The sequence below is a fragment of the Streptomyces sp. NBC_00414 genome (assembly GCF_036038375.1).
In the GTDB taxonomy this organism is placed as follows: Bacteria; Actinomycetota; Actinomycetes; order Streptomycetales; family Streptomycetaceae; genus Streptomyces.
Genome location: NZ_CP107935.1, coordinates 3,105,323 through 3,126,746 on the forward strand (window position 1 = coordinate 3,105,323; position 21,424 = coordinate 3,126,746).

12 protein-coding genes and 3 rRNA genes are annotated in these 21,424 nt (G+C 66.5%); 4 read left to right on the forward strand and 11 right to left on the reverse strand.

The annotated features are described in order from the left end of the window. Positions 1–112 precede the first annotated feature (112 nt). From rrf to thyX, 6 genes are all read right to left on the reverse strand, one after another. Positions 113–229, reverse strand: a 5S ribosomal RNA gene (rrf, locus tag OHS59_RS13240). Between the two features lie 109 nt (positions 230–338). Beyond that, positions 339–3,461, reverse strand: a 23S ribosomal RNA gene (locus OHS59_RS13245). A 319-nt stretch (positions 3,462–3,780) separates the two neighbouring features. Continuing rightward, positions 3,781–5,308 (reverse strand): 16S ribosomal RNA (locus tag OHS59_RS13250). Together the 16S, 23S and 5S rRNA genes form the textbook arrangement of a ribosomal RNA operon. Before the next feature lie 570 nt (positions 5,309–5,878). Beyond that, positions 5,879–7,564, reverse strand: coding sequence for a ribonuclease J (locus OHS59_RS13255; RefSeq protein ID WP_328493613.1), 1,686 nt, complete (start codon positions 7,562–7,564; stop codon positions 5,879–5,881). Between the two features lie 134 nt (positions 7,565–7,698). Further along, positions 7,699–8,598, reverse strand: a complete 900-nt coding sequence (dapA, locus tag OHS59_RS13260) for a 4-hydroxy-tetrahydrodipicolinate synthase (RefSeq protein ID WP_328493614.1) — start codon at positions 8,596–8,598, stop codon at positions 7,699–7,701. A 223-nt stretch (positions 8,599–8,821) separates the two neighbouring features. Continuing rightward, entirely contained in the window at positions 8,822–9,562 is a 741-nt protein-coding gene (gene thyX, locus OHS59_RS13265) for an FAD-dependent thymidylate synthase (protein WP_328493615.1), read from the reverse strand. Between the two features lie 219 nt (positions 9,563–9,781). Here thyX and OHS59_RS13270 point away from each other — a divergent pair, with 219 nt between their 5' ends. Together OHS59_RS13270 and OHS59_RS13275 are read left to right on the forward strand one after the other, a co-directional pair. After that, on the forward strand, positions 9,782–10,021 hold the full coding sequence (locus tag OHS59_RS13270) for a hypothetical protein (RefSeq protein ID WP_328493616.1): 240 nt from the start codon (positions 9,782–9,784) through the stop codon (positions 10,019–10,021). Between the two features lie 148 nt (positions 10,022–10,169). After that, the gene (locus OHS59_RS13275) at positions 10,170–10,730 is read left to right on the forward strand and encodes a hypothetical protein (RefSeq protein ID WP_328493617.1); all 561 of its coding nucleotides are present in this window, start codon (positions 10,170–10,172) and stop codon (positions 10,728–10,730) included. Positions 10,731–10,830: 100 nt separating this feature from the next. Here the strand turns inward: OHS59_RS13275 and OHS59_RS13280 are convergent, their stop codons facing one another. From OHS59_RS13280 to rpsO, 5 genes are all read right to left on the reverse strand, one after another. After that, positions 10,831–11,283, reverse strand: a complete 453-nt coding sequence (locus OHS59_RS13280; protein WP_328493618.1) for a hypothetical protein — start codon at positions 11,281–11,283, stop codon at positions 10,831–10,833. Positions 11,284–11,288: 5 nt separating this feature from the next. Then, positions 11,289–12,041 carry a 4-hydroxy-tetrahydrodipicolinate reductase gene (gene dapB / locus OHS59_RS13285; RefSeq protein ID WP_328493619.1) on the reverse strand — a complete coding sequence of 251 codons (753 nt, stop codon included), beginning with the start codon at positions 12,039–12,041 and terminating at the stop codon, positions 11,289–11,291. A 50-nt stretch (positions 12,042–12,091) separates the two neighbouring features. After that, a complete protein-coding gene (locus OHS59_RS13290; protein ID WP_328493620.1) occupies positions 12,092–13,471 on the reverse strand; it encodes a M16 family metallopeptidase in 1,380 nt (459 codons plus the stop codon). Continuing rightward, on the reverse strand, positions 13,468–15,687 hold the full coding sequence (locus OHS59_RS13295) for a polyribonucleotide nucleotidyltransferase (RefSeq protein WP_328493621.1): 2,220 nt from the start codon (positions 15,685–15,687) through the stop codon (positions 13,468–13,470). Before OHS59_RS13295 ends, OHS59_RS13290 begins: the two co-directional genes overlap by 4 nt. 342 nt (positions 15,688–16,029) lie before the next feature. Continuing rightward, complete coding sequence (rpsO, locus tag OHS59_RS13300) at positions 16,030–16,320, reverse strand: 30S ribosomal protein S15 (RefSeq protein WP_189779868.1); 291 nt, start codon at positions 16,318–16,320, stop codon at positions 16,030–16,032. A gap of 319 nt (positions 16,321–16,639) precedes the next feature. Between rpsO and OHS59_RS13305 the strand changes: the two genes are divergently transcribed. Together OHS59_RS13305 and OHS59_RS13310 are read left to right on the forward strand one after the other, a co-directional pair. Next, entirely contained in the window at positions 16,640–16,945 is a 306-nt protein-coding gene (locus OHS59_RS13305) for a DUF397 domain-containing protein (RefSeq protein ID WP_328493622.1), read from the forward strand. A 380-nt stretch (positions 16,946–17,325) separates the two neighbouring features. Next, positions 17,326–21,366, forward strand: a complete 4,041-nt coding sequence (locus OHS59_RS13310; RefSeq protein WP_328493623.1) for an SCO5717 family growth-regulating ATPase — start codon at positions 17,326–17,328, stop codon at positions 21,364–21,366. Positions 21,367–21,424: the final 58 nt, after the last annotated feature.

Here is a 21,424-nt window from a genome sequence, read left to right on the forward strand (position 1 = left end):
CAGCAGTACCCATGCCCGTGATGTTGGTCGCGCAACGTGAACTCCAAGTGACGCACAACAAAAAAGAGCTGGTCCCTGAACCTAAGTTCAGGGACCAGCTCTCTTAATAATAGTTCGGCGGCGTCCTACTCTCCCACAGGGTCCCCCCTGCAGTACCATCGGCGCTGTAAGGCTTAGCTTCCGGGTTCGGAATGTAACCGGGCGTTTCCCTCACGCTATGACCACCGAAACACTTTGAAAATCTGATTCAAATCAACCGCACCACACCCCCCGTGACCAAACAAGGGAGTGCGGGGTTGTTCGTGGTTTCAGAACCAACACAGTGGACGCGAGCAACTGAGGACAAGCCCTCGGCCTATTAGTACCGGTCAGCTCCACCCCTTACAGGGCTTCCACATCCGGCCTATCAACCCAGTCGTCTACTGGGAGCCTTAACCAATCTAGTTGGTGGGAATACTCATCTCGAAGCAGGCTTCCCGCTTAGATGCTTTCAGCGGTTATCCCTCCCGAACGTAGCCAACCAGCCATGCCCTTGGCAGGACAACTGGCACACCAGAGGTTCGTCCGTCCCGGTCCTCTCGTACTAGGGACAGCCCTTCTCAATATTCCTACGCGCACAGCGGATAGGGACCGAACTGTCTCACGACGTTCTAAACCCAGCTCGCGTACCGCTTTAATGGGCGAACAGCCCAACCCTTGGGACCGACTCCAGCCCCAGGATGCGACGAGCCGACATCGAGGTGCCAAACCATCCCGTCGATATGGACTCTTGGGGAAGATCAGCCTGTTATCCCCGGGGTACCTTTTATCCGTTGAGCGACGGCGCTTCCACAAGCCACCGCCGGATCACTAGTCCCGACTTTCGTCCCTGCTCGACCCGTCGGTCTCACAGTCAAGCTCCCTTGTGCACTTACACTCAACACCTGATTGCCAACCAGGCTGAGGGAACCTTTGGGCGCCTCCGTTACTCTTTAGGAGGCAACCGCCCCAGTTAAACTACCCATCAGACACTGTCCCTGATCCGGATCACGGACCCAGGTTAGACATCCAGCACGACCAGACTGGTATTTCAACGACGACTCCACACTGGCTGGCGCCAATGCTTCACAGTCTCCCAGCTATCCTACACAAGCCGAACCGAACACCAATATCAAACTATAGTAAAGGTCCCGGGGTCTTTCCGTCCTGCTGCGCGAAACGAGCATCTTTACTCGTAGTGCAATTTCACCGGGCCTATGGTTGAGACAGTCGAGAAGTCGTTACGCCATTCGTGCAGGTCGGAACTTACCCGACAAGGAATTTCGCTACCTTAGGATGGTTATAGTTACCACCGCCGTTTACTGGCGCTTAAGTTCTCAGCCTCGCACACCCGAAGGTGCACTAACCGGTCCCCTTAACGTTCCAGCACCGGGCAGGCGTCAGTCCGTATACATCGCCTTACGGCTTCGCACGGACCTGTGTTTTTAGTAAACAGTCGCTTCTCGCTGGTCTCTGCGGCCACCCCCAGCTCACCGAGTAAATCGGATCACCAAGAATGGCCCCCCTTCTCCCGAAGTTACGGGGGCATTTTGCCGAGTTCCTTAACCATAGTTCACCCGAACGCCTCGGTATTCTCTACCTGACCACCTGAGTCGGTTTAGGGTACGGGCCGCCATGAAACTCGCTAGAGGCTTTTCTCGACAGCATAGGATCATCCACTTCACCACAATCGGCTCGGCATCAGGTCTCACCCTTAACGTCATCCGGATTTACCTAGATAACGGGCTACACCCTTACCCCGGGACAACCACCGCCCGGGCTGGACTACCTTCCTGCGTCACCCCATCACTCACCTACTACAGGTCTGGTCCGTCGGCTCCACCACTTTCCATTCCCCGAAGGGTCCGGAACGGCTTCACGGACTTAGCATCGCCTGGTTCGATGTTTGACGCTTCACAGCGGGTACCGGAATATCAACCGGTTATCCATCGACTACGCCTGTCGGCCTCGCCTTAGGTCCCGACTTACCCTGGGCAGATCAGCTTGACCCAGGAACCCTTAGTCAATCGGCGCACACGTTTCTCACGTGTGTATCGCTACTCATGCCTGCATTCTCACTCGTGAACCGTCCACCACTGCCTTCCGGCGCGGCTTCACCCGGCACACGACGCTCCCCTACCCATCCATACAGGCGTTGGCCCTATTGCATGAATGACACGACTTCGGCGGTACGCTTGAGCCCCGCTACATTGTCGGCGCGGAATCACTAGACCAGTGAGCTATTACGCACTCTTTCAAGGGTGGCTGCTTCTAAGCCAACCTCCTGGTTGTCTGTGCGACTCCACATCCTTTCCCACTTAGCGTACGCTTAGGGGCCTTAGTCGATGCTCTGGGCTGTTTCCCTCTCGACCATGGAGCTTATCCCCCACAGTCTCACTGCCGCGCTCTCACTTACCGGCATTCGGAGTTTGGCTAAGGTCAGTAACCCGGTAGGGCCCATCGCCTATCCAGTGCTCTACCTCCGGCAAGAAACACACGACGCTGCACCTAAATGCATTTCGGGGAGAACCAGCTATCACGGAGTTTGATTGGCCTTTCACCCCTAACCACAGGTCATCCCCCAGGTTTTCAACCCTGGTGGGTTCGGTCCTCCACGACCTCTTACAGCCGCTTCAACCTGCCCATGGCTAGATCACTCCGCTTCGGGTCTTGAGCGCGCTACTATATCGCCCTATTCGGACTCGCTTTCGCTACGGCTTCCCCACACGGGTTAACCTCGCAACACACCGCAAACTCGCAGGCTCATTCTTCAAAAGGCACGCAGTCACGACCCACCAAGTAAACTTGATGAGCGACGCTCCCACGGCTTGTAGGCACACGGTTTCAGGTACTATTTCACTCCGCTCCCGCGGTACTTTTCACCATTCCCTCACGGTACTATCCGCTATCGGTCACCAGGGAATATTTAGGCTTAGCGGGTGGTCCCGCCAGATTCACACGGGATTTCTCGGGCCCCGTGCTACTTGGGTGTCTCTCAAACGAGCCGTTGATGTTTCGACTACGGGGGTCTTACCCTCTACGCCGGACCTTTCGCATGTCCTTCGCCTACACCAACGGTTTCTGACTCGTCTCACAGCCGGCAGACTGTGAAAGAGAGATCCCACAACCCCGCATGCGCAACCCCTGCCGGGTCTCACACACATACGGTTTGGCCTCATCCGGTTTCGCTCGCCACTACTCCCGGAATCACGGTTGTTTTCTCTTCCTGCGGGTACTGAGATGTTTCACTTCCCCGCGTTCCCTCCACACACCCTATGTGTTCAGATGTGGGTGACAGCCCATGACGACTGCCGGGTTTCCCCATTCGGAAACCCCCGGATCAAAGCCTGGTTGACGGCTCCCCGGGGACTATCGTGGCCTCCCACGTCCTTCATCGGTTCCTGGTACCAAGGCATCCACCGTGCGCCCTTAAAAACTTGGCCACAGATGCTCGCGTCCACTGTGCAGTTCTCAAACAACGACCAACCACCCATCACCCCACCCTTACCAGGTGAGTGCACTGGGGCCGGCACCGAAGGACGACCATGACGGCCGCACCTTCAGACACCCAACAGCGTGCCCGACCCTCTCGACCCCCCGGGTCTGCTTTCCACGCCCCGAAGGACAGTACTTGCAGCCCGAAGAAGACTGAGAGTGCCGAATAATCAACGTTCCACCCTTGAGCAACCAGCATCGAACATTCGCCGATGTACTGGCCTCTGACCAGGTTCCCGAAGGTTCCTGGTAAGAAATGCTCCTTAGAAAGGAGGTGATCCAGCCGCACCTTCCGGTACGGCTACCTTGTTACGACTTCGTCCCAATCGCCAGTCCCACCTTCGACAGCTCCCTCCCCACAAGGGGGTTGGGCCACCGGCTTCGGGTGTTACCGACTTTCGTGACGTGACGGGCGGTGTGTACAAGGCCCGGGAACGTATTCACCGCAGCAATGCTGATCTGCGATTACTAGCAACTCCGACTTCATGGGGTCGAGTTGCAGACCCCAATCCGAACTGAGACAGGCTTTTTGAGATTCGCTCCACCTTGCGGTATCGCAGCTCATTGTACCTGCCATTGTAGCACGTGTGCAGCCCAAGACATAAGGGGCATGATGACTTGACGTCGTCCCCACCTTCCTCCGAGTTGACCCCGGCAGTCTCCTGTGAGTCCCCATCACCCCGAAGGGCATGCTGGCAACACAGAACAAGGGTTGCGCTCGTTGCGGGACTTAACCCAACATCTCACGACACGAGCTGACGACAGCCATGCACCACCTGTCACCCGACCACAAGGGGGGCCGTATCTCTACGGCTTTCCGGGCGATGTCAAGCCTTGGTAAGGTTCTTCGCGTTGCGTCGAATTAAGCCACATGCTCCGCTGCTTGTGCGGGCCCCCGTCAATTCCTTTGAGTTTTAGCCTTGCGGCCGTACTCCCCAGGCGGGGAACTTAATGCGTTAGCTGCGGCACCGACGACGTGGAATGTCGCCAACACCTAGTTCCCACCGTTTACGGCGTGGACTACCAGGGTATCTAATCCTGTTCGCTCCCCACGCTTTCGCTCCTCAGCGTCAGTAATGGCCCAGAGATCCGCCTTCGCCACCGGTGTTCCTCCTGATATCTGCGCATTTCACCGCTACACCAGGAATTCCGATCTCCCCTACCACACTCTAGTCTGCCCGTATCGAATGCAGACCCGGGGTTAAGCCCCGGGCTTTCACATCCGACGCGACAGACCGCCTACGAGCTCTTTACGCCCAATAATTCCGGACAACGCTTGCGCCCTACGTATTACCGCGGCTGCTGGCACGTAGTTAGCCGGCGCTTCTTCTGCAGGTACCGTCACTTTCGCTTCTTCCCTGCTGAAAGAGGTTTACAACCCGAAGGCCGTCATCCCTCACGCGGCGTCGCTGCATCAGGCTTTCGCCCATTGTGCAATATTCCCCACTGCTGCCTCCCGTAGGAGTCTGGGCCGTGTCTCAGTCCCAGTGTGGCCGGTCGCCCTCTCAGGCCGGCTACCCGTCGTCGCCTTGGTGAGCTTCTACCTCACCAACAAGCTGATAGGCCGCGGGCTCATCCTTCACCGCCGGAGCTTTCAACCCCCACCCATGCGAGTAGAAGTATCATCCGGTATTAGACCCCGTTTCCAGGGCTTGTCCCAGAGTGAAGGGCAGATTGCCCACGTGTTACTCACCCGTTCGCCACTAATCCACCCCGAAGGGCTTCATCGTTCGACTTGCATGTGTTAAGCACGCCGCCAGCGTTCGTCCTGAGCCAGGATCAAACTCTCCGTGAATGTCTGCTCGGCCAGAGAATAAACTCAGCCGGCGAAACATCATGAGAGCGGAACGACCAACCGGAATAAGGAAGGCCGTTCACAGCGTCCTCGCTGATGCGCCTACCGTGCTTGCGCCCGGCAGGACTTTTTCAAAGGAACCTCGTCCCGACCGAACGGCCGGAGACGGGGTATCAACATATCTGGCGTTGATTTTTGGCACGCTGTTGAGTTCTCAAGGAACGGACGCTTCCTTTGTACTCACCCTCTCGGGCTTTCCTCCGGGCGCTTCCCTTCGGTCTTGCTCTTTTACTGTTGTGCTTGTCTCGCCTGTCTTGCGTTTCCGACTCTATCAGACCGTTTCCGGTTCCGATTTCCTCGGTGCTTTCCAGGTTTTCGCTTTCGCGTTTCCCTTTCCGGCGATCCCGACTTTATCAGAAGTTCTGAGTCGGAATTTCCAGCCCCTCCGGGATGGTCCTGACACCAAGTTGTGTCGGGTTCCCCCTCAGGCGGAGCCGTAAACGTACTGGAGCGGAGCGCCCCGATGCAAATCGAGGTGCCCCGCTCCGGGTGTACGTGCTACGAGGTGGCTCAGACCTCGACCACGACCGGCAGGATCATCGGCCGGCGGCGGTAGGTGTCCGAGACCCACTTGCCCAGCGTGCGGCGGATGAGCTGCTGCATCTGGTGGGCTTCGACGACGCCGTCCTGGGCCGACCTCTCCAGGACTTCGACGACCTTCGGCAGGACAGCGCTGAAGGCGGAGTCCTCGATGCCCGAGCCGCGGGCCTGGATGTGCGGCCCCCCGGTGATCTTGCCCGTGCTGGTGTCCAGCACCACGAAGACCGAGATGATGCCCTCGTCACCGAGGATCTTGCGGTCCTTGAGCGTGGGCTCGCCGACGTCACCGACCGAGAGACCGTCGACGTACACGTAACCCGCCTGGACCTTGCCGGAGATTCTGGCCTTGCCCTCGATGAGGTCGACGACCACGCCGTCCTCGGCGATCACGATGCGGTCGTGCGGGACGCCGGTGAGGGCGCCCAGCTCGGCGTTGGCGCGCAGGTGGCGCCATTCGCCGTGGACCGGCATCAGGTTGCGTGGCTTGCAGATGTTGTAGAAGTACAGGAGCTCGCCGGCCGAGGCGTGGCCCGAGACGTGCACCTTGGCGTTGCCCTTGTGGATGACGTTGGCACCCCAGCGGGTCAGGCCGTTGATGACGCGGTAGACCGCGTTCTCGTTGCCGGGGATGAGGGACGACGCCAGGATCACCGTGTCGCCCTGGACGATACGGATCTGGTGGTCCCTGTTGGCCATCCGCGACAGGGCCGCCATCGGCTCGCCCTGGGAGCCGGTGCAGACGAGGACGATCTCGTGGTCCGGGAGGTCGTCCAGTGTCTTGACGTCCACCACCAGGCCCGGCGGGACCTTCAGATAGCCGAGGTCGCGCGCGATACCCATGTTGCGGACCATCGAGCGTCCGACGAAGGCGACCCGGCGGCCGTACTCGTGGGCGGCGTCGAGGATCTGCTGGATGCGGTGCACATGGCTGGCGAAGCTGGCCACGATGATGCGCTTGCTGGCGCCTGCGAAGACCTGTCGGAGCACGTTCGAGATGTCACGCTCGGGCGGGACGAAGCCCGGGACCTCGGCGTTCGTGGAGTCCGAGAGGAGGAGGTCGATGCCTTCCTCGCTCAGCCGCGCGAAGGCGTGCAGGTCCGTGAGGCGGCCGTCCAGCGGGAGCTGGTCCATCTTGAAGTCGCCGGTGTGGACCACCATGCCCGCAGGGGTGCGGATGGCGACCGCGAGGGCGTCCGGGATGGAGTGGTTGACCGCCACGAACTCGCACTCGAAGGGGCCGATGCGCTCCGTGTGGCCCTCGGCGACCTCAAGCGTGTACGGCCGGATGCGGTGCTCCTGGAGCTTCGCCTCGATGAGGGCGAGGGTCAGCTTGGAGCCGATGAGCGGGATGTCCGGCTTCTCGCGGAGGAGAAAGGGGACGCCGCCGATGTGGTCCTCGTGGCCGTGCGTGAGGACGATGCCCTCGATGTCGTCGAGGCGATCCCTGATCGAACTGAAGTCCGGAAGGATCAGGTCGATCCCGGGCTGCTCCTCCTCCGGGAAGAGCACGCCACAGTCGACGATCAGCAGGCGGCCGTCGTACTCGAAGACCGTCATGTTTCGGCCGATCTCCCCGAGGCCACCGAGCGGGGTGACTCTGAGGGCCCCTTGGGGCAGCTTCGGCGGCAGACGGAGTTCCGGATGCGGATGACTCAAAAGACTCTCCTCACCACACGCGCCACGTACCTGGCAGGGCACGTGGCGCGCATGACGTTCGTGCATTAGCAGTTGTCTGGTGGAGCAGGCGCTCGGCCTGCGTGGTCGTACGTATTCAGTTGTGAAGTCTGTGGTTAGAGCTGTACCCCGCCGGCGGCAAGATCGATCTTGAGCTGTGCGGTCTCCTCGGGCGACAGGCCGACCATGGGCAGGCGCAGCGGTCCGGCGGGCAGGCCCTGCAGGGCGAGTGCGGCCTTGCTCGTCATGACGCCCTGGGTCCGGAACATGCCGGTGAAGACGGGGAGCAGCTTCTGGTGGATCTCGGTGGCCTTCTGGACGTCACCGCTCGTGTACGCGTCGATCATGGCTCGCAGCTCGGGGGTGACCACGTGACCGACCACGGAGACGAAGCCGATCGCGCCCACGGAGAGCAGCGGCAGGTTCAGCATGTCGTCGCCCGAGTACCAGGCCAGGTCGCAGCTGGCGATGGCCCAGCTGGCGCGGCCGAGGTCACCCTTGGCGTCCTTGTTGGCGACGATACGCGGGTGCTCGGCGAGGCGCACCAGGGTCTCTGTGTTGATCGGGACACCGCTGCGGCCGGGGATGTCGTAGAGCATGACCGGCAGGCCGGTGGCATCCGCGATCGCGGTGAAGTTCTGGTACAGGCCCTCTTGCGGGGGCTTGTTGTAGTACGGCGTCACGGTGAGCAGGCCGTGTGCGCCGGCCTTCTCGGCGTCGCGGGCCAGCTCGATGCTGTGGCGCGTGTCGTTCGTGCCGACGCCTGCGACGACGTGGGCGCGGTCGCCGACGGCCTCCAGTACGGCTCGTACGAGATCCGCTTTCTCCGCGTTGCTGGTGGTCGGAGACTCGCCCGTGGTGCCGTTGACGATCAGGCCGTCGTTGCCTGCGTCCACCAGGTGGGTGGCGAGCCGCTGCGCGCCGTCGAGGTCGAGTGCGCCGTCCGCCGCGAAGGGCGTGACCATGGCAGTGAGGACCCGCCCGAAGGGGGTCTGCGGAGTGGAGGTCGGAGCCATGGGTAACACGCTACTCGCTGCTCAACGTGCGGTCTGCCCTCGGGGCAGGCGACAAGTCAGGACAAAGATGGAACCCGGCACTGCCTGCTCGGGGGTTCAAGCAGTGCCGGGTCCGTTTGATCAGGCTAGATGAACTTCTCGAAATGCCGCAATACGGACACTTCACTCGGACGACCCGTACAGATGTGCCCGACGGGCCACCTGAAGGGGCGGCCGGGGCGCGCTACGGCGCGACGCGCCCGTTCGTGTTGAAGGCCGCGTACGTGAGGGGCATGAGCCGGGCCCACTCCGCTTCCATCTTCTCGCCGACCATCTCGATCTCCCGCTGCGGGAAGGACGGGACCCTGGCCAGCTCGTGCTGGGTGCGCAGACCGAGGAAGTGCATCAACGAGCGGGCGTTGCACGTCGCGTACATCGAGGAGAACAGGCCCACCGGGAGGACGGCCCGGGCGACCTCCCGGGCCACACCGGCTGCGAGCATCTCCTGGTACGCCTCGTACGCCCGGCGGTACGAGTCCTCCATGACGCGGCCCGTGAGCTCCTGCTGGGCCTGGGTGCCGTCCACGAAGACGTACTTGCCGGGGTGGCCCTCCTGGACCAGCTTGCGGGACTCGCCGGGGACGTAGAAGACCGGCTCCAGCTCCCTGTACCGGCCCGATTCCTCGTTGTACGACCAGCCCACGCGGTGCCGCATGAACTCGCGGAAGACGAAGATCGGGGCGCTGATGAAGAACGTCATCGAGTTGTGCTCGAAGGGGCTGCCGTGCCGGTCCCGCATCAGGTAGTTGATCAGGCCCTTCGAACGCTCCGGGTCCTTCTGCAGCTCTTCCAGCGACTGCTCGCCGAGAGTGGAGACACGGGCGGCGAACAGCACGTCGGAGTCGGAAGCGGTGTGCTTGACCAGCTCGACGGTGACATCGCTGCGGAAGCCGGGCTTGAGGTCGTCGGCGGGGGTGTCGGTCACGGTGTGGAGGGTCCTTCCCATCACTGGCTCGGGCGGCGACCACTCTACGGCCCGGCACTGACAACGGGGCGTTCGGTGCCGTGCCGCGACATTCGTCCACGAACTTCTGCGAAGTCGGTGAAACAGGGCACCATTTGGGGCATTCGCTCGTCTGTATTGGTGACAGTGATTCGTTCGAGTCCCAAGAGGATTCGAGTCCCAAGAGGAGAAGCGTTCCCCATGTTCCGTCGGCGCGAGCCCGTACCGTTCGCCTTCGTCGCGGAAGCCGACAAGTTCCGCAGCAATGTCGCTCCCCCGCCGCGTCTGCGCGCCTCCGCCGGTGAGCTGGCCGGCCGATGGCTCATAGGCCTCACCGTGGTCGCGGGCCTCGTGGGCTCCCTGCTCATCGGGCTGCCCGCCCTGTCGGCCGACACCTCACCCGCGCGTACGCAGCAGTCCGACGCGTCGCAGGGCCGCTGACCCTCCCCCACGGGCCTCCGCTCCACGGGCTCTCACGCGCCGATTGGCCTGGGGAGCACCCCCATGGACCCCCGCGAGTGGTGGGCGGAGATCGGGCTAGGTAGCCTCACCGGGCATAGTCCATGCGTGGATTGAGTGAGGATCAGTCGTGCCCCTGCCCTTTCTGACCGCCGATCGCGCTTTCGACGACACCGGCGAGGACCTCGCGCTGCCGTTCGACGACCGCGACCAGTGGCGGCGTCCCTACCGGCCCGGCCCGTGGCGGGTCGGCGCGGCCGCGCTTCTGCTGCTGCTCGCGTCGTACGTGCTGTTCGCGGCGGTCATCATCGCCGCGGCCGGTAACGGGTCCGGGGGCGCGGTGTGCCTGGGCCTCGCCGTGGTGGTCATCGCGTGTGCCCTGCGTCTGCTGCGGATGGGCGCGTGGGTGAGCGCCGCCGGGCTGCGCCGGGTGCGCTTCTTCCACACGAGTACGACGCCGTGGGCGCATGTCATGGTCGTGCGGACCGTGCAGCAGCCGGTGCGCTGGCTCGGTCTGCCGCGGACGGTTCAGGGGCAGGCCCTCGTCCTCGTCCGGGGCGGCCACTCCGGCAATGAGACGACTCCCCTGCTGACCACGCACAACGCGGACTTCCTGGGGCGCCCCGACGCCTTCGACCGGGCCGCGGACGGCGTCGAGGTGTGGGCGGACGAGTACCGACAGCACGCCTGAGCCGATACGGCCGACGCCACCGGCACGAAGGTTGCGACCGTCACGACGAAGGGGCCGGCCCGCTGATGCGGGTCGGCCCCTTCGTCGTGACACGAGCCGTTCAGGCCCGTACGGGCTTTCCCTCGTGCAGGGCGATCGCGTTCTGCATCGCCTTGCGGGCTCTCGGGGTGTCACGGGCGTCGTGGTAGGCGATCGCCAGGCGGAACCAGCTGCGCCAGTCGTCGGGAGCATCCTCCGTCTCGGCCTTGCGCCGGGCGAAGACCTCGTCGGCGGAGTCACGGTCGATACGCCCGCCCGGGGTGCGCGTCAGCTCGTCGACGGGCAGGCCGCCCTCCGCGTCGAGCTCGGCGGCGAGCCGGTTGGCCCGCTTCACGAACTGGGTGTTCTTCCAGAGGAACCAGACGCCGATCACCGGAAGGACGAGGACGGCGACACCGAAGGCGACCGTGAGCAGGGTGCCGTGCTGGATGAGCATCACACCGCGGCTGCCGACCAGGACGAAGTAGACGACGAGGACGGCGGCCGTGACGGCGTACGTGATCTTCGCTGCCATGGCGGTTACTTCAGATCCAGGAAGTGTTCCAGGCCGAAGGTGAGGCCCGGGGTGTCCACGACGCGGCGTACGCCGAGCAGGATGCCCGGCATGAAGCTGCTGTGATGGAGGGAGTCGTGGCGGATCGTGAGGGTCTCGCCCTCGCCGCCGAGCAGCACCTCCTGGTGGGCCAGGAGGCCGCGCAGCCGGACCGCGTGCACCGGGACGCCGTCGACGTCCGCGCCACGGGCGCCGTCCAGGCCCGTCGCCGTGGCGTCGGGCTGCGGGGCGCTGCCCGCCTTCTGCCGGGCGGCGGCGATGAGCTGGGCGGTGCGGGTGGCGGTGCCGCTGGGGGCGTCCACCTTGTTCGGGTGGTGCAGTTCGATGACCTCGACGGACTCGAAGTACGGCGCCGCCACCTCCGCGAACTTCATGGTGAGGACCGCGCCGATGGAGAAGTTCGGGGCGATGAGCACGCCCGTCCCCGGCGTGGCGGCCAGTGCGGTGTTCAGCTGTGCGAGGCGCTCGTCGGTCCAGCCCGTCGTACCGACCACCGCGTGGATGCCGTGGCGGACGCAGAAGTCGAGGTTGTCCATGACCGAGGCGGGTGTGGTCAGTTCGACGACGACCTGGGCGCCGGTGTCGGTCAGCGTCCGGAGTTCGTCGCCCCGGCCGAGGGCGGCCACCAGCTCCAGGTCGTCGGCGGCCTCGACGGCCCGTACCGCCTCTGATCCGATACGCCCCTTGGCACCCAGGACCGCCACGCGCAGCTTGCTCATGTTCTTGATTCCTTAGTCGGGGACCTGCCCCGGTCGAGGATGTGTGCGGTCTACGCGACGGCGTCGTTCAGGCGGGATGCCTGCTTGTCCTTCAGCGGGCCGATGACCGACAGCGACGGCCGCTGTCCCAGGATGTCGCGGGCGACCTCCCGGACGTCGTCCGGGGTGACCGACGCGATCCGGGACAGCATGTCGTCGACGGACATCTGCTCGCCCCAGCACAGCTCGCTCTTGCCGATACGGTTCATCAGCGCGCCCGTGTCCTCCAGGCCGAGGACCGTGGAGCCGCGGAGCTGGCCGATGGCGCGGTCGATCTCGTCGTCGGACAGGCCCTGCGCGGCGACCTGGTCGAGTTCGTCGCGGCAGATCTTCAGCACGTCGTGGACCTGGCTCGGACGGCAGCCCGCGTACACGCCGAAGAGACCGCAGTCGGCGAAGCCCGAGGTGTACGAGTACACGCTGTAGGCCAGGCCGCGCTTCTCCCGGACCTCCTGGAAGAGGCGGGAGGACATGCCGCCGCCCAGAGCGGTGTTCAGGACGCCAAGGGCCCAGCGGCGCTCGTCGGTTCGGGCCAGGCCCGGCATGCCGAGGACGACATGGGCCTGCTCGGTCTTGCGGCCGATGAGCTCGACGCGTCCGGCGGTGCGGATGGTGCGGGAGCCGTCGCGCGGGGCGATCGGGTCGACGGTCTGCTGCTTGAGCGCGCCGGACTTCTCGAACGCGGCGCGGACCTGGCGTACGACCTTGTTGTGGTCGACGTTGCCGGCGGCCGCGACCACGAGGTGGGTCGGGTCGTAGTGCTTCTTGTAGAAGCGCCGGATGCGGTCCGCGGTGAGGGCGTTGACCGTGTCGACCGTGCCCAGGACCGGACGGCCGAGCGGGGTGTCGCCGAGCATCGTGTGCGCGAACAGGTCGTGCACGCAGTCGCCCGGGTCGTCCTCGGTCATCGCGATCTCTTCGAGGATCGCGCCGCGCTCGACGTTCACGTCCTCCTCGCGGATCAGCGAGCCGGTGAGCATGTCGCAGACCACGTCGATGGCGAGCGGCAGGTCGGTGTCGAGCACGCGTGCGTAGTAGCACGTGTACTCCTTCGCCGTGAACGCGTTCATCTCGCCGCCGACCGCGTCGATCGCGGAGGAGATGTCCAGGGCGCTGCGTTGCCGCGTGCCCTTGAAGAGGAGGTGTTCCAGGTAGTGCGTGGCGCCGTTCAGAGTCGGCGTCTCGTCGCGCGAGCCGACGTGCGCCCAGATGCCGAAGGTGGCGGAGCGCACGGAGGGCAGGGTCTCGGTGACGACGCGCAGGCCCCCGGGAAGGGTGGTCTTGCGGACCGTACCGATGCCGTTCTCGCCCTTGATCAGGGTTTGGGTACGGGCGACGGCCCGCGCCTCCGAGGAGGTGCGGGCCGTCGCCGTAGAGCTACTCGACGTCACTTGTCGGTGTCGTCCTTCTTCTCATCGTCGTCGCCTTCGCCCTCGATCACGGGGATGAGGGAGAGCTTGCCGCGGGAGTCGATCTCGGCGATCTCGACCTGGACCTTGGAGCCCACGGCCACGACGTCCTCGACGTTCTCCACGCGCTTGCCGCCGGCGAGCTTGCGGATCTGCGAGATGTGCAGCAGTCCGTCCTTGCCCGGGAGCAGCGACACGAACGCACCGAAGGTCGTCGTCTTCACGACGGTGCCCAGGTAGCGCTCGCCGACCTCCGGCATGGTCGGGTTGGCGATCGAGTTGATCGTGGCGCGCGCGGCCTCGGCCTGCGAGCCCTGCTGGGCACCGATGTAGATGGTGCCGTCGTCCTCGATCGTGATGTCGGCGCCGGTGTCCTCCTGGATCTGGTTGATCATCTTGCCCTTCGGGCCGATGACCTCACCGATCTTGTCCACGGGGATCTTGACCGTGATGATCCGCGGGGCGTTCGGGGACATCTCGTCCGGCGTGTCGATCGCTTCCATCATCACGTCGAGGATGTGGAGGCGGGCGTCACGGGCCTGCTTGAGGGCCGCGGCCAGGACGGAGGCCGGGATGCCGTCCAGCTTGGTGTCCAGCTGGAGGGCGGTCACGAACTCCTTGGTGCCGGCGACCTTGAAGTCCATGTCGCCGAAGGCGTCCTCCGCACCGAGGATGTCGGTGAGGGCGACGTAGTGCGTCTCGCCGTTGATCTCCTGGGAGATCAGACCCATGGCGATACCGGCGACGGGGGCCTTGAGGGGCACACCGGCGTTCAGGAGCGACATGGTGGAGGCGCAGACCGAGCCCATGGACGTCGAGCCGTTGGAGCCGAGGGCCTCGGACACCTGACGGATCGCGTAGGGGAACTCCTCGCGCGTCGGCAGGACCGGCACGATGGCGCGCTCGGCGAGCGCTCCGTGGCCGATCTCGCGGCGCTTCGGGGAGCCGACGCGGCCGGTCTCGCCGACCGAGTACGGCGGGAAGTTGTAGTTGTGCATGTACCGCTTGCGAGTCACCGGGGAAAGGGTGTCCAGCTGCTGCTCCATCCGGAGCATGTTGAGGGTGGTGACGCCCAGGATCTGGGTCTCGCCACGCTCGAACAGCGCGGAACCGTGCACGCGCGGGATGGCCTCGACCTCGGCGGCGAGCGTACGGATGTCCGTGACGCCGCGGCCGTCGATGCGGACCTTGTCCTTGATGACGCGCTCACGCATCAGGGACTTGGTCAGCGAGCGGTACGCGCCGGAGATCTCCTTCTCGCGACCCTCGAACTGCGGGAGCAGCTTCTCGGCGGCGATCTCCTTGACGCGGTCCAGCTCGGCCTCGCGCTCCTGCTTGCCCGCGATGGTGAGCGCCTGGGAGAGCTCGCTCCTGACCGCGGCGGTCAGGGCCTCGAGCACGTCGTCCTGGTAGTCCAGGAAGACCGGGAACTCGCCGGTCGGCTTGGCGGCCTTCGCGGCGAGGTCGGCCTGGGCCTTGCAGAGGACCTTGATGAAGGGCTTCGCGGCGTCCAGACCGGCGGCCACGATCTCCTCGGTGGGCGCCTCGGCGCCGCCCGCGATCAGCGTGATCGTCTTGTCGGTGGCCTCGGCCTCGACCATCATGATCGCGACGTCGCCGTCCTCCAGGACGCGACCGGCGACGACCATGTCGAAGACGGCGTCCTCAAGCTCGGTGTGCGTCGGGAACGCGACCCACTGGCCGTTGATCAGCGCGACGCGGACGCCGCCGATCGGGCCGGAGAAGGGCAGACCGGCCAGCTGCGTGGACGCGGAGGCGGCGTTGATCGCCACGACGTCGTACAGGTGGTCGGGGTTGAGCGCCATGATGGTGGCGACGACCTGGATCTCGTTGCGCAGGCCCTTCTTGAAGGACGGGCGCAGCGGGCGGTCGATGAGGCGGCAGGTGAGGATCGCGTCCTCGGAGGGCCGGCCCTCACGGCGGAAGAAGCTGCCGGGGATCTTGCCGGCCGAGTACATCCGCTCCTCGACGTCCACCGTGAGGGGGAAGAAGTCGAGGTTCTCCTTGGGCTTCTTGGAGGCGGTGGTGGCCGACAGCACCATGGTGTCGTCGTCCAGGTACGCCACGGCGGAGCCGGCGGCCTGCTTGGCCAGGCGGCCCGTCTCGAAGCGGATGGTGCGGGTGCCGAAGGATCCGTTGTCGATAACGGCCTCGGCGTAGTGGGTCTCGTTCTCCACTAGCGTTTTCTCCGATACTTTTCGTCTTTCGTCCTCACCTGCCCGTGTGGCAGGGGGACGCTTCTGCGGAGAAGCGCGCCTTCTGGTGCGGGCCGGTCTTCGATCGAAGCTCCCGGGGTTCGCATTCTCCCGGGGGCCACTACCGAGGACCGGCGGCGGCGAGGTGCGCTTTTCCTCGTGTCGTGCGGTGTGGCGGCCGTACTTCGCTGTGCGCTGTCACGGTGCCACGCTGTGTCCTACGTATTGCGTTGTGCTACCACACTACAAAGGGGTGGTGACACTCCGCACGTACAGCAAAGGGAGCGGCCCCCTGTTCGTGGGAACCGCTCCCTTCACGATGTCCTACTTGGTGCCGCCGGCCGCACCGCGGCGGATGCCCAGGCGGTCGACCAGCGCACGGAAGCGCTGGATGTCCTTCTTCGCCAGGTACTGCAGCAGGCGACGACGCTGACCGACCAGGATCAGCAGACCACGACGGGAGTGGTGGTCGTGCTTGTGGGTCTTCAGGTGCTCGGTCAGGTCCGAGATACGGCGCGAAAGCATGGCGACCTGGACCTCGGGGGACCCGGTGTCGCCTTCCTTCTGACCGAACTCCGTGATGAGCTGCTTCTTCGTAGCGGCATCGAGCGGCACGCGTACTCCTCGTAGTCTTCTGATGGCCACCGAGTGCCCCTGGTCCACTTCTCAGGGGAGCTTCCGTAACTCGGGAGGCGGGGATCCGCTGGGCGCGTCCTCCGGAGCCCGCGAGGGCGGTCCGGGGGTGCGTACACATACGGCCGTAACACAGCGTACCAGGGGGTGGGAGCCGTTCCGACCGGGGTTCCCGGAGTCCGGGGAGGCCAGGGCCGGTCCCAGTAGGGTGACGCGACAGTCACTCGCATGCCGGGTTCGCTGTCGGATCGTATGTCGGGTTCGTATGTCGGGTTCGTTTGTCGGAAGGGGTCGCTTCGCCATGGCCGAGGCAGAGGACAAGGACGTCAAGGCGCGCAAGGAGCGGGAGAAGGACGAGCTCTACGCCCTCGACATCTCGGGGGTCGAATGGCAGAGCGCGCCGGGTACCGAGGAGCACGAGGAGCGGGTCGAGATCGCGTATCTCCCCGAGGGCGCGGTGGCCATGCGCTCGTCCCTCGATCCGGACACGGTCCTGCGGTACACGGAGGCCGAGTGGCGGGCCTTCGTGCTCGGCGCGCGTGACGGGGAGTTCGACCTGGAGCCGGCGCCGCGGGACGGCGGGGCTTCAGGTCCTTCCGCGGAGTAGTCGCGCCGGCGTACGGCAGGGCACGTACGCGCAGCGGAACGGAGCAGAGCGGAAGCACATCGGAGCGGAGCGAGAAGGGCCGACGGCACGGATGCCGCCGGCCCTTCTCGCTTTAGCGCTCTTTGTCCACTTTGCCTTCCGTACAAGGCCGTTCGTACGCCACTTCTGGGCAGGCTGTGACGTAGTGGGCGGGACCGGAGGGGTGGACGGGCCTGCCGTGGGGGTGGTTGTGGTGATTAGGCTGGGGTGGGCGCGGCAGTAGTACCCGTGGACGGGACCGCCGCGTCACAGGGGGATCCGGGGCGCGTCGAAAGGTCTCGGACGACGAGAACGGTCGCCCCAGCTCGTCATGAGGGTGCTCGACCACACCAGGAGGAATTGTGAACAGCGATCGGGACGGGAACCGCGGGGGCTGGGCCACACCCGGCGATGACCAGTCCGACGCCGAGTCCGCCGTCGAGACGACGGGCGAGTTCACCATCGACTACGCCCCTCCTGCCTGGTACACGCAGAACGCGTCAGGCAGTTCCGACGGAGCTCCGTCGGCCGTGACGGAGACGGACGAGACGGAGACGGACGAGACGGAGACGGACGAGACGGAAGAAGAAGGGGCGGACGCGGAGGCGGAGCGGGGCGCGGCCGGTACAACCGGTACGCCTGGTACGCCCGGTACGGCGCCGGGGGCCCAGCAGGCTCCGGCAGCGCCTTCGTTCGGCCCTCGGCTTCCGGGCATGCCTTCGTTCGCCTCCGGAGCTCCCTACGCTCCTCCGCCGCCTGCGGCTCCTGTTGTTCCTGTCGCTCCTCCCAGGGGGCCGGTCGGCGTTCCGAGGCTGCCCGTGGGCAGTGGGTACGAGCCGCAGGGCGGCGCTCCCGAGGCGCCGGGCGGTGGTACGGGAGGGCCCGCCGCCGTCCCGAACCTGCCGGACTTCCAGGGGTCGGGGCCGGGGCAAGGACAGGTAGAGGGACAGCAGGCGTGGTCTCCGCCGGTTCCGCCGGTTGCCGCTCCTCAGCCCGCGCAGCCTTCCGACGACACCGAGGACACCGAGGGCGACAGCGGGGACATCGAGAGCGGCGCCACCCTGCGGATCTCCCCCGGCGCCGTGCAGCGGGAAGTCGCGGAGCGGGCCGCCGCCGAGCCCCGGGGAGAGGCCGGGCGCGCACCCGATCCCGAGTCCGAGTCCAAGTCCGAGTCCGCCGGTCCGGACGAGGTCGCCGATGCCCCGACGAGCGCCGACGGGGAGGTCGTCCAGGTCGCGTTCGGGAGTCAGTCCGAGGACGACGACCAGGTGGACGAAGGGGCCGAGGACGAGGGCGGGGCCGAAGAGGCGTCCGAAGAGGCGTCTCCGGCCAACGCACCCGTCGTGTCCGTCACCACCGACGAGAACGAGGGTGAGGACGGGGACGGGGACGAGGTGCGGGACGACGAGACCGCCGCCGCCCCAGCCCCAGCCCCAGCGCCACCCGCGGCCCCGGCCGCACGGGCGTTCGCGGATGACGACGGGCCGCAACCGGTTGACGCCACCGCGCAGAAGTCCGACGGCCTCGGTGATTCCTCGCCCGCGGCCGGCTCCGAGCAGGAGGAGGACGTGCTGCCGACGGGCGAGGCCGAGCCTCTCGGCGCGAAGCCCGAGGACGTCGTCGCGGAGCCCGCCCCGAACCCGGCCGACCTCGTGCAGGACACGCCTCCCGCGTGGACTCCGCCGCCGCTGCCGCAGGGTGGACTGCCTCCCCTGCCGCCGTCGTACCAGCCTGCCGCGCCCGCTTCGGCGGGACAGTGGCCCGCGTCGACGGAGGGAGCGGGCGGGCAGCCGCAGGCGGAGGCCCCGGCTCAGCCGTCCGTGCCGCCGCAGGGGCAGCCGTTCCAGCCGCAGGCGCCGCAGCCCTCCCCGCCGGCCTGGCCCGCCACTCCCGGCACTCCCGGCACGCCTGCCGCGCCCAGCGGTCCGGCATCTCCGGGGCAGCCCGGCGGTTACGGATTCCCGCAGTTCAGCGCCCCGGGTACGACTCCGGGGGCGCAGGACAGCGTTCCCGGCACGCCCCCCGCCGCGCAGGCGGCCCCCGGCTTCCCCCAACCGCAGCAGCCACAGCAGCCACAGCCCGGGGTCCCGGCCGGACCTCCGGCCCAGGCTCCCGTGCCGGGCCCCGCACCGGTCGCGGGCACGGGACCGCAGAGTGGTTACGGCTTCCCGCAGTCCGGCCCGGTCGCCGCGCAGCCTCCCGCGGCCCCCGCGCCTCAGGACGGCTACGGCCTCCAGCAGCCGGCGCAGCCGGTGCCTTCGGCGGAGGACCTGATCAGCGCCTTGGAGGAGGCACGGAACACGCGTCGGCTGGCTGCTCAGGCCTCGCCCGCTCAGCCCGCTCCGGCGGCTGCGGACGCTCCTGCGCTGGCCCCCGGTTATGGGTTCCCGCAGCCGGGCGCTCAGGCTCAGCCGGGCGCCCCCGTCCAGCAGGGCACCCCCGCACCGAACACCCCCGGCGCTCCCGCCCCCCAGCCCGGCTACGGCTTTCCGCAGCCAGGCGTCCCCAACCAGCCCGCCCAGCCCGGGGGTTACGGGTTCCCGCAGGCTCCGGCCCACCAGGCGCCCGCACCCCAGCCCGCCGCTCCGCAGGCACACGCCCCGCAGCCGCACGCCTCGCAGGGCCAGGCACCGCAGGCTCCGGCTCCCCAGCCGGCCGCCGGGCAGCCGTTCCCCCAGCAGGGGCAGCCCTACCAGCAGCCTCAGCCCCAGCAGCCCGTACCGCCGCAGCCGAACGCCGAGGGCCGGAGCGCGCCCCTGCCCCCGGCACAGCCGCAGCCGCCTCATGGCCAGCAGGCACAGCCACAGCCGGAGCAGCAGGCCCCCGTCGACCCCCGCACCGGTACCGCCTGGCCGCAGCCCGTGCAGCACGATCAGCGGCAGCGCACCAACCCGGGGGCGCCGCTCGGTTACACGGCGGCCGTGGAACTGTCGTCCGACCGGCTGCTCAACAACAAGAAGCAGAAGGCGAAGAGCGGCCGGCCCACCGCCGGGGCCTCCCGGTTCAAGCTGGGCGGGAAGAAGGAGGAGGCCGAGCGGCAGCGCAAGCTCGACCTGATCCGTACCCCGGTGCTGTCGTGCTACCGGATCGCCGTCATCAGCCTCAAGGGCGGCGTGGGCAAGACGACCACGACCACCGCCCTCGGCGCCACGCTGGCCACCGAGCGGCAGGACAAGATCCTCGCCATCGACGCCAACCCGGACGCCGGCACGCTCGGCCGCCGCGTGCGCCGGGAGACCGGGGCCACCATTCGTGACCTCGTCCAGGCGATCCCGTACCTCAACTCGTACATGGACATCCGGCGGTTCACCTCGCAGGCGCCGTCGGGTCTGGAGATCATCGCCAACGACGTCGACCCGGCCGTGTCCACGACGTTCAACGACGAGGACTACCGGCGCGCGATCGACGTGCTCGGCAAGCAGTACCCGATCATCCTCACGGACTCCGGTACGGGTCTGCTGTACAGCGCCATGCGCGGCGTGCTCGACCTCGCCGACCAGCTCATCATCATCTCGACGCCGTCCGTCGACGGTGCCAGCAGCGCCAGTACGACCCTGGACTGGCTGTCGGCGCACGGGTACGCGGATCTGGTGTCGAGGTCCCTCACCGTCATCTCCGGGGTGCGCGAGACCGGCAAGATGATCAAGGTGGACGACATCGTCAGCCATTTCGAGACGCGCTGCCGTGGCGTCATCGTCGTGCCGTTCGACGAGCATCTGGCGGCGGGTGCCGAGGTCAATCTCGACATGATGCGGCCGAAGGTGCGCGAGGCGTACTTCAATCTGTCGGCGCTGGTCGCGGAGGACATCGCGCGGCACCAGCAGTCGCAGGGCCTGTGGACGTCGGACGGCAACCCGCCGCCGGTCGCCGCACCGCCGCTGCCCGGCCAGCCCGTACCTGGTCAGGTACCTGGTCAGCATGCGCCCGGCCAACCGGCGCCTGGCCTGCCGTACCCGGGGCAGCAGCCGTATCCGGGGCAGCAGTTCCCCCAGCAGGGGCAGCCTGCGCAGCCGTACCAGCAGCCCCCGTCCCAGCCGCAGGCTCAGCCCCAGCAGCCGCAGCCGCACCCCGGTCAGCCGTACCCGCCGCACGGGGCGTCGCCGCAGCAGCCCGGCGGTTACGCGCAGCCGCCTCAGCAGCAGCAACAGCCCGCGCCGCAGGACTATCCCGCGCCCCAGGGCTGGCCCTCCCAGCCCGCGCCCGCACCGGGGCAGCCCTTCAACCCCAACGCCCCCGCACCCGCTCCCTCACCCGCGCCGACACCCGCCCCGGGTCAGCCGTTCCAGCCGGGCGCGCCCTATCAGCCCCCGCAGGCCGACCAGGGCGGTCAAGGCGGTCAAGGCGGTCAGGACTCCCAGGGGCAGAATCCCCAGACCCCTCCGCCCCCGCCGCCCCACCAGTAACCGCTCGCACAGCTAATCCGTACGGTCTAATCCCCGGCCGTTGATCCAGCCTCAGGGC

Bases quoted from the DNA above. Each gene is read 5' to 3' on its own strand.
- OHS59_RS13270 (WP_328493616.1), top strand. From the start codon at position 9,782: ATGTTCCGTCGGCGCGAGCCCGTACCGTTCGCCTTCGTCGCGGAAGCC.
- OHS59_RS13305 (WP_328493622.1), top strand. From the start codon at position 16,640: ATGGCCGAGGCAGAGGACAAGGACGTCAAGGCGCGCAAGGAGCGGGAG.
- dapA (WP_328493614.1), bottom strand. From the start codon at position 8,598: ATGGCTCCGACCTCCACTCCGCAGACCCCCTTCGGGCGGGTCCTCACT.
- dapB (WP_328493619.1), bottom strand. From the start codon at position 12,041: ATGAGCAAGCTGCGCGTGGCGGTCCTGGGTGCCAAGGGGCGTATCGGA.
- OHS59_RS13280 (WP_328493618.1), bottom strand. From the start codon at position 11,283: ATGGCAGCGAAGATCACGTACGCCGTCACGGCCGCCGTCCTCGTCGTC.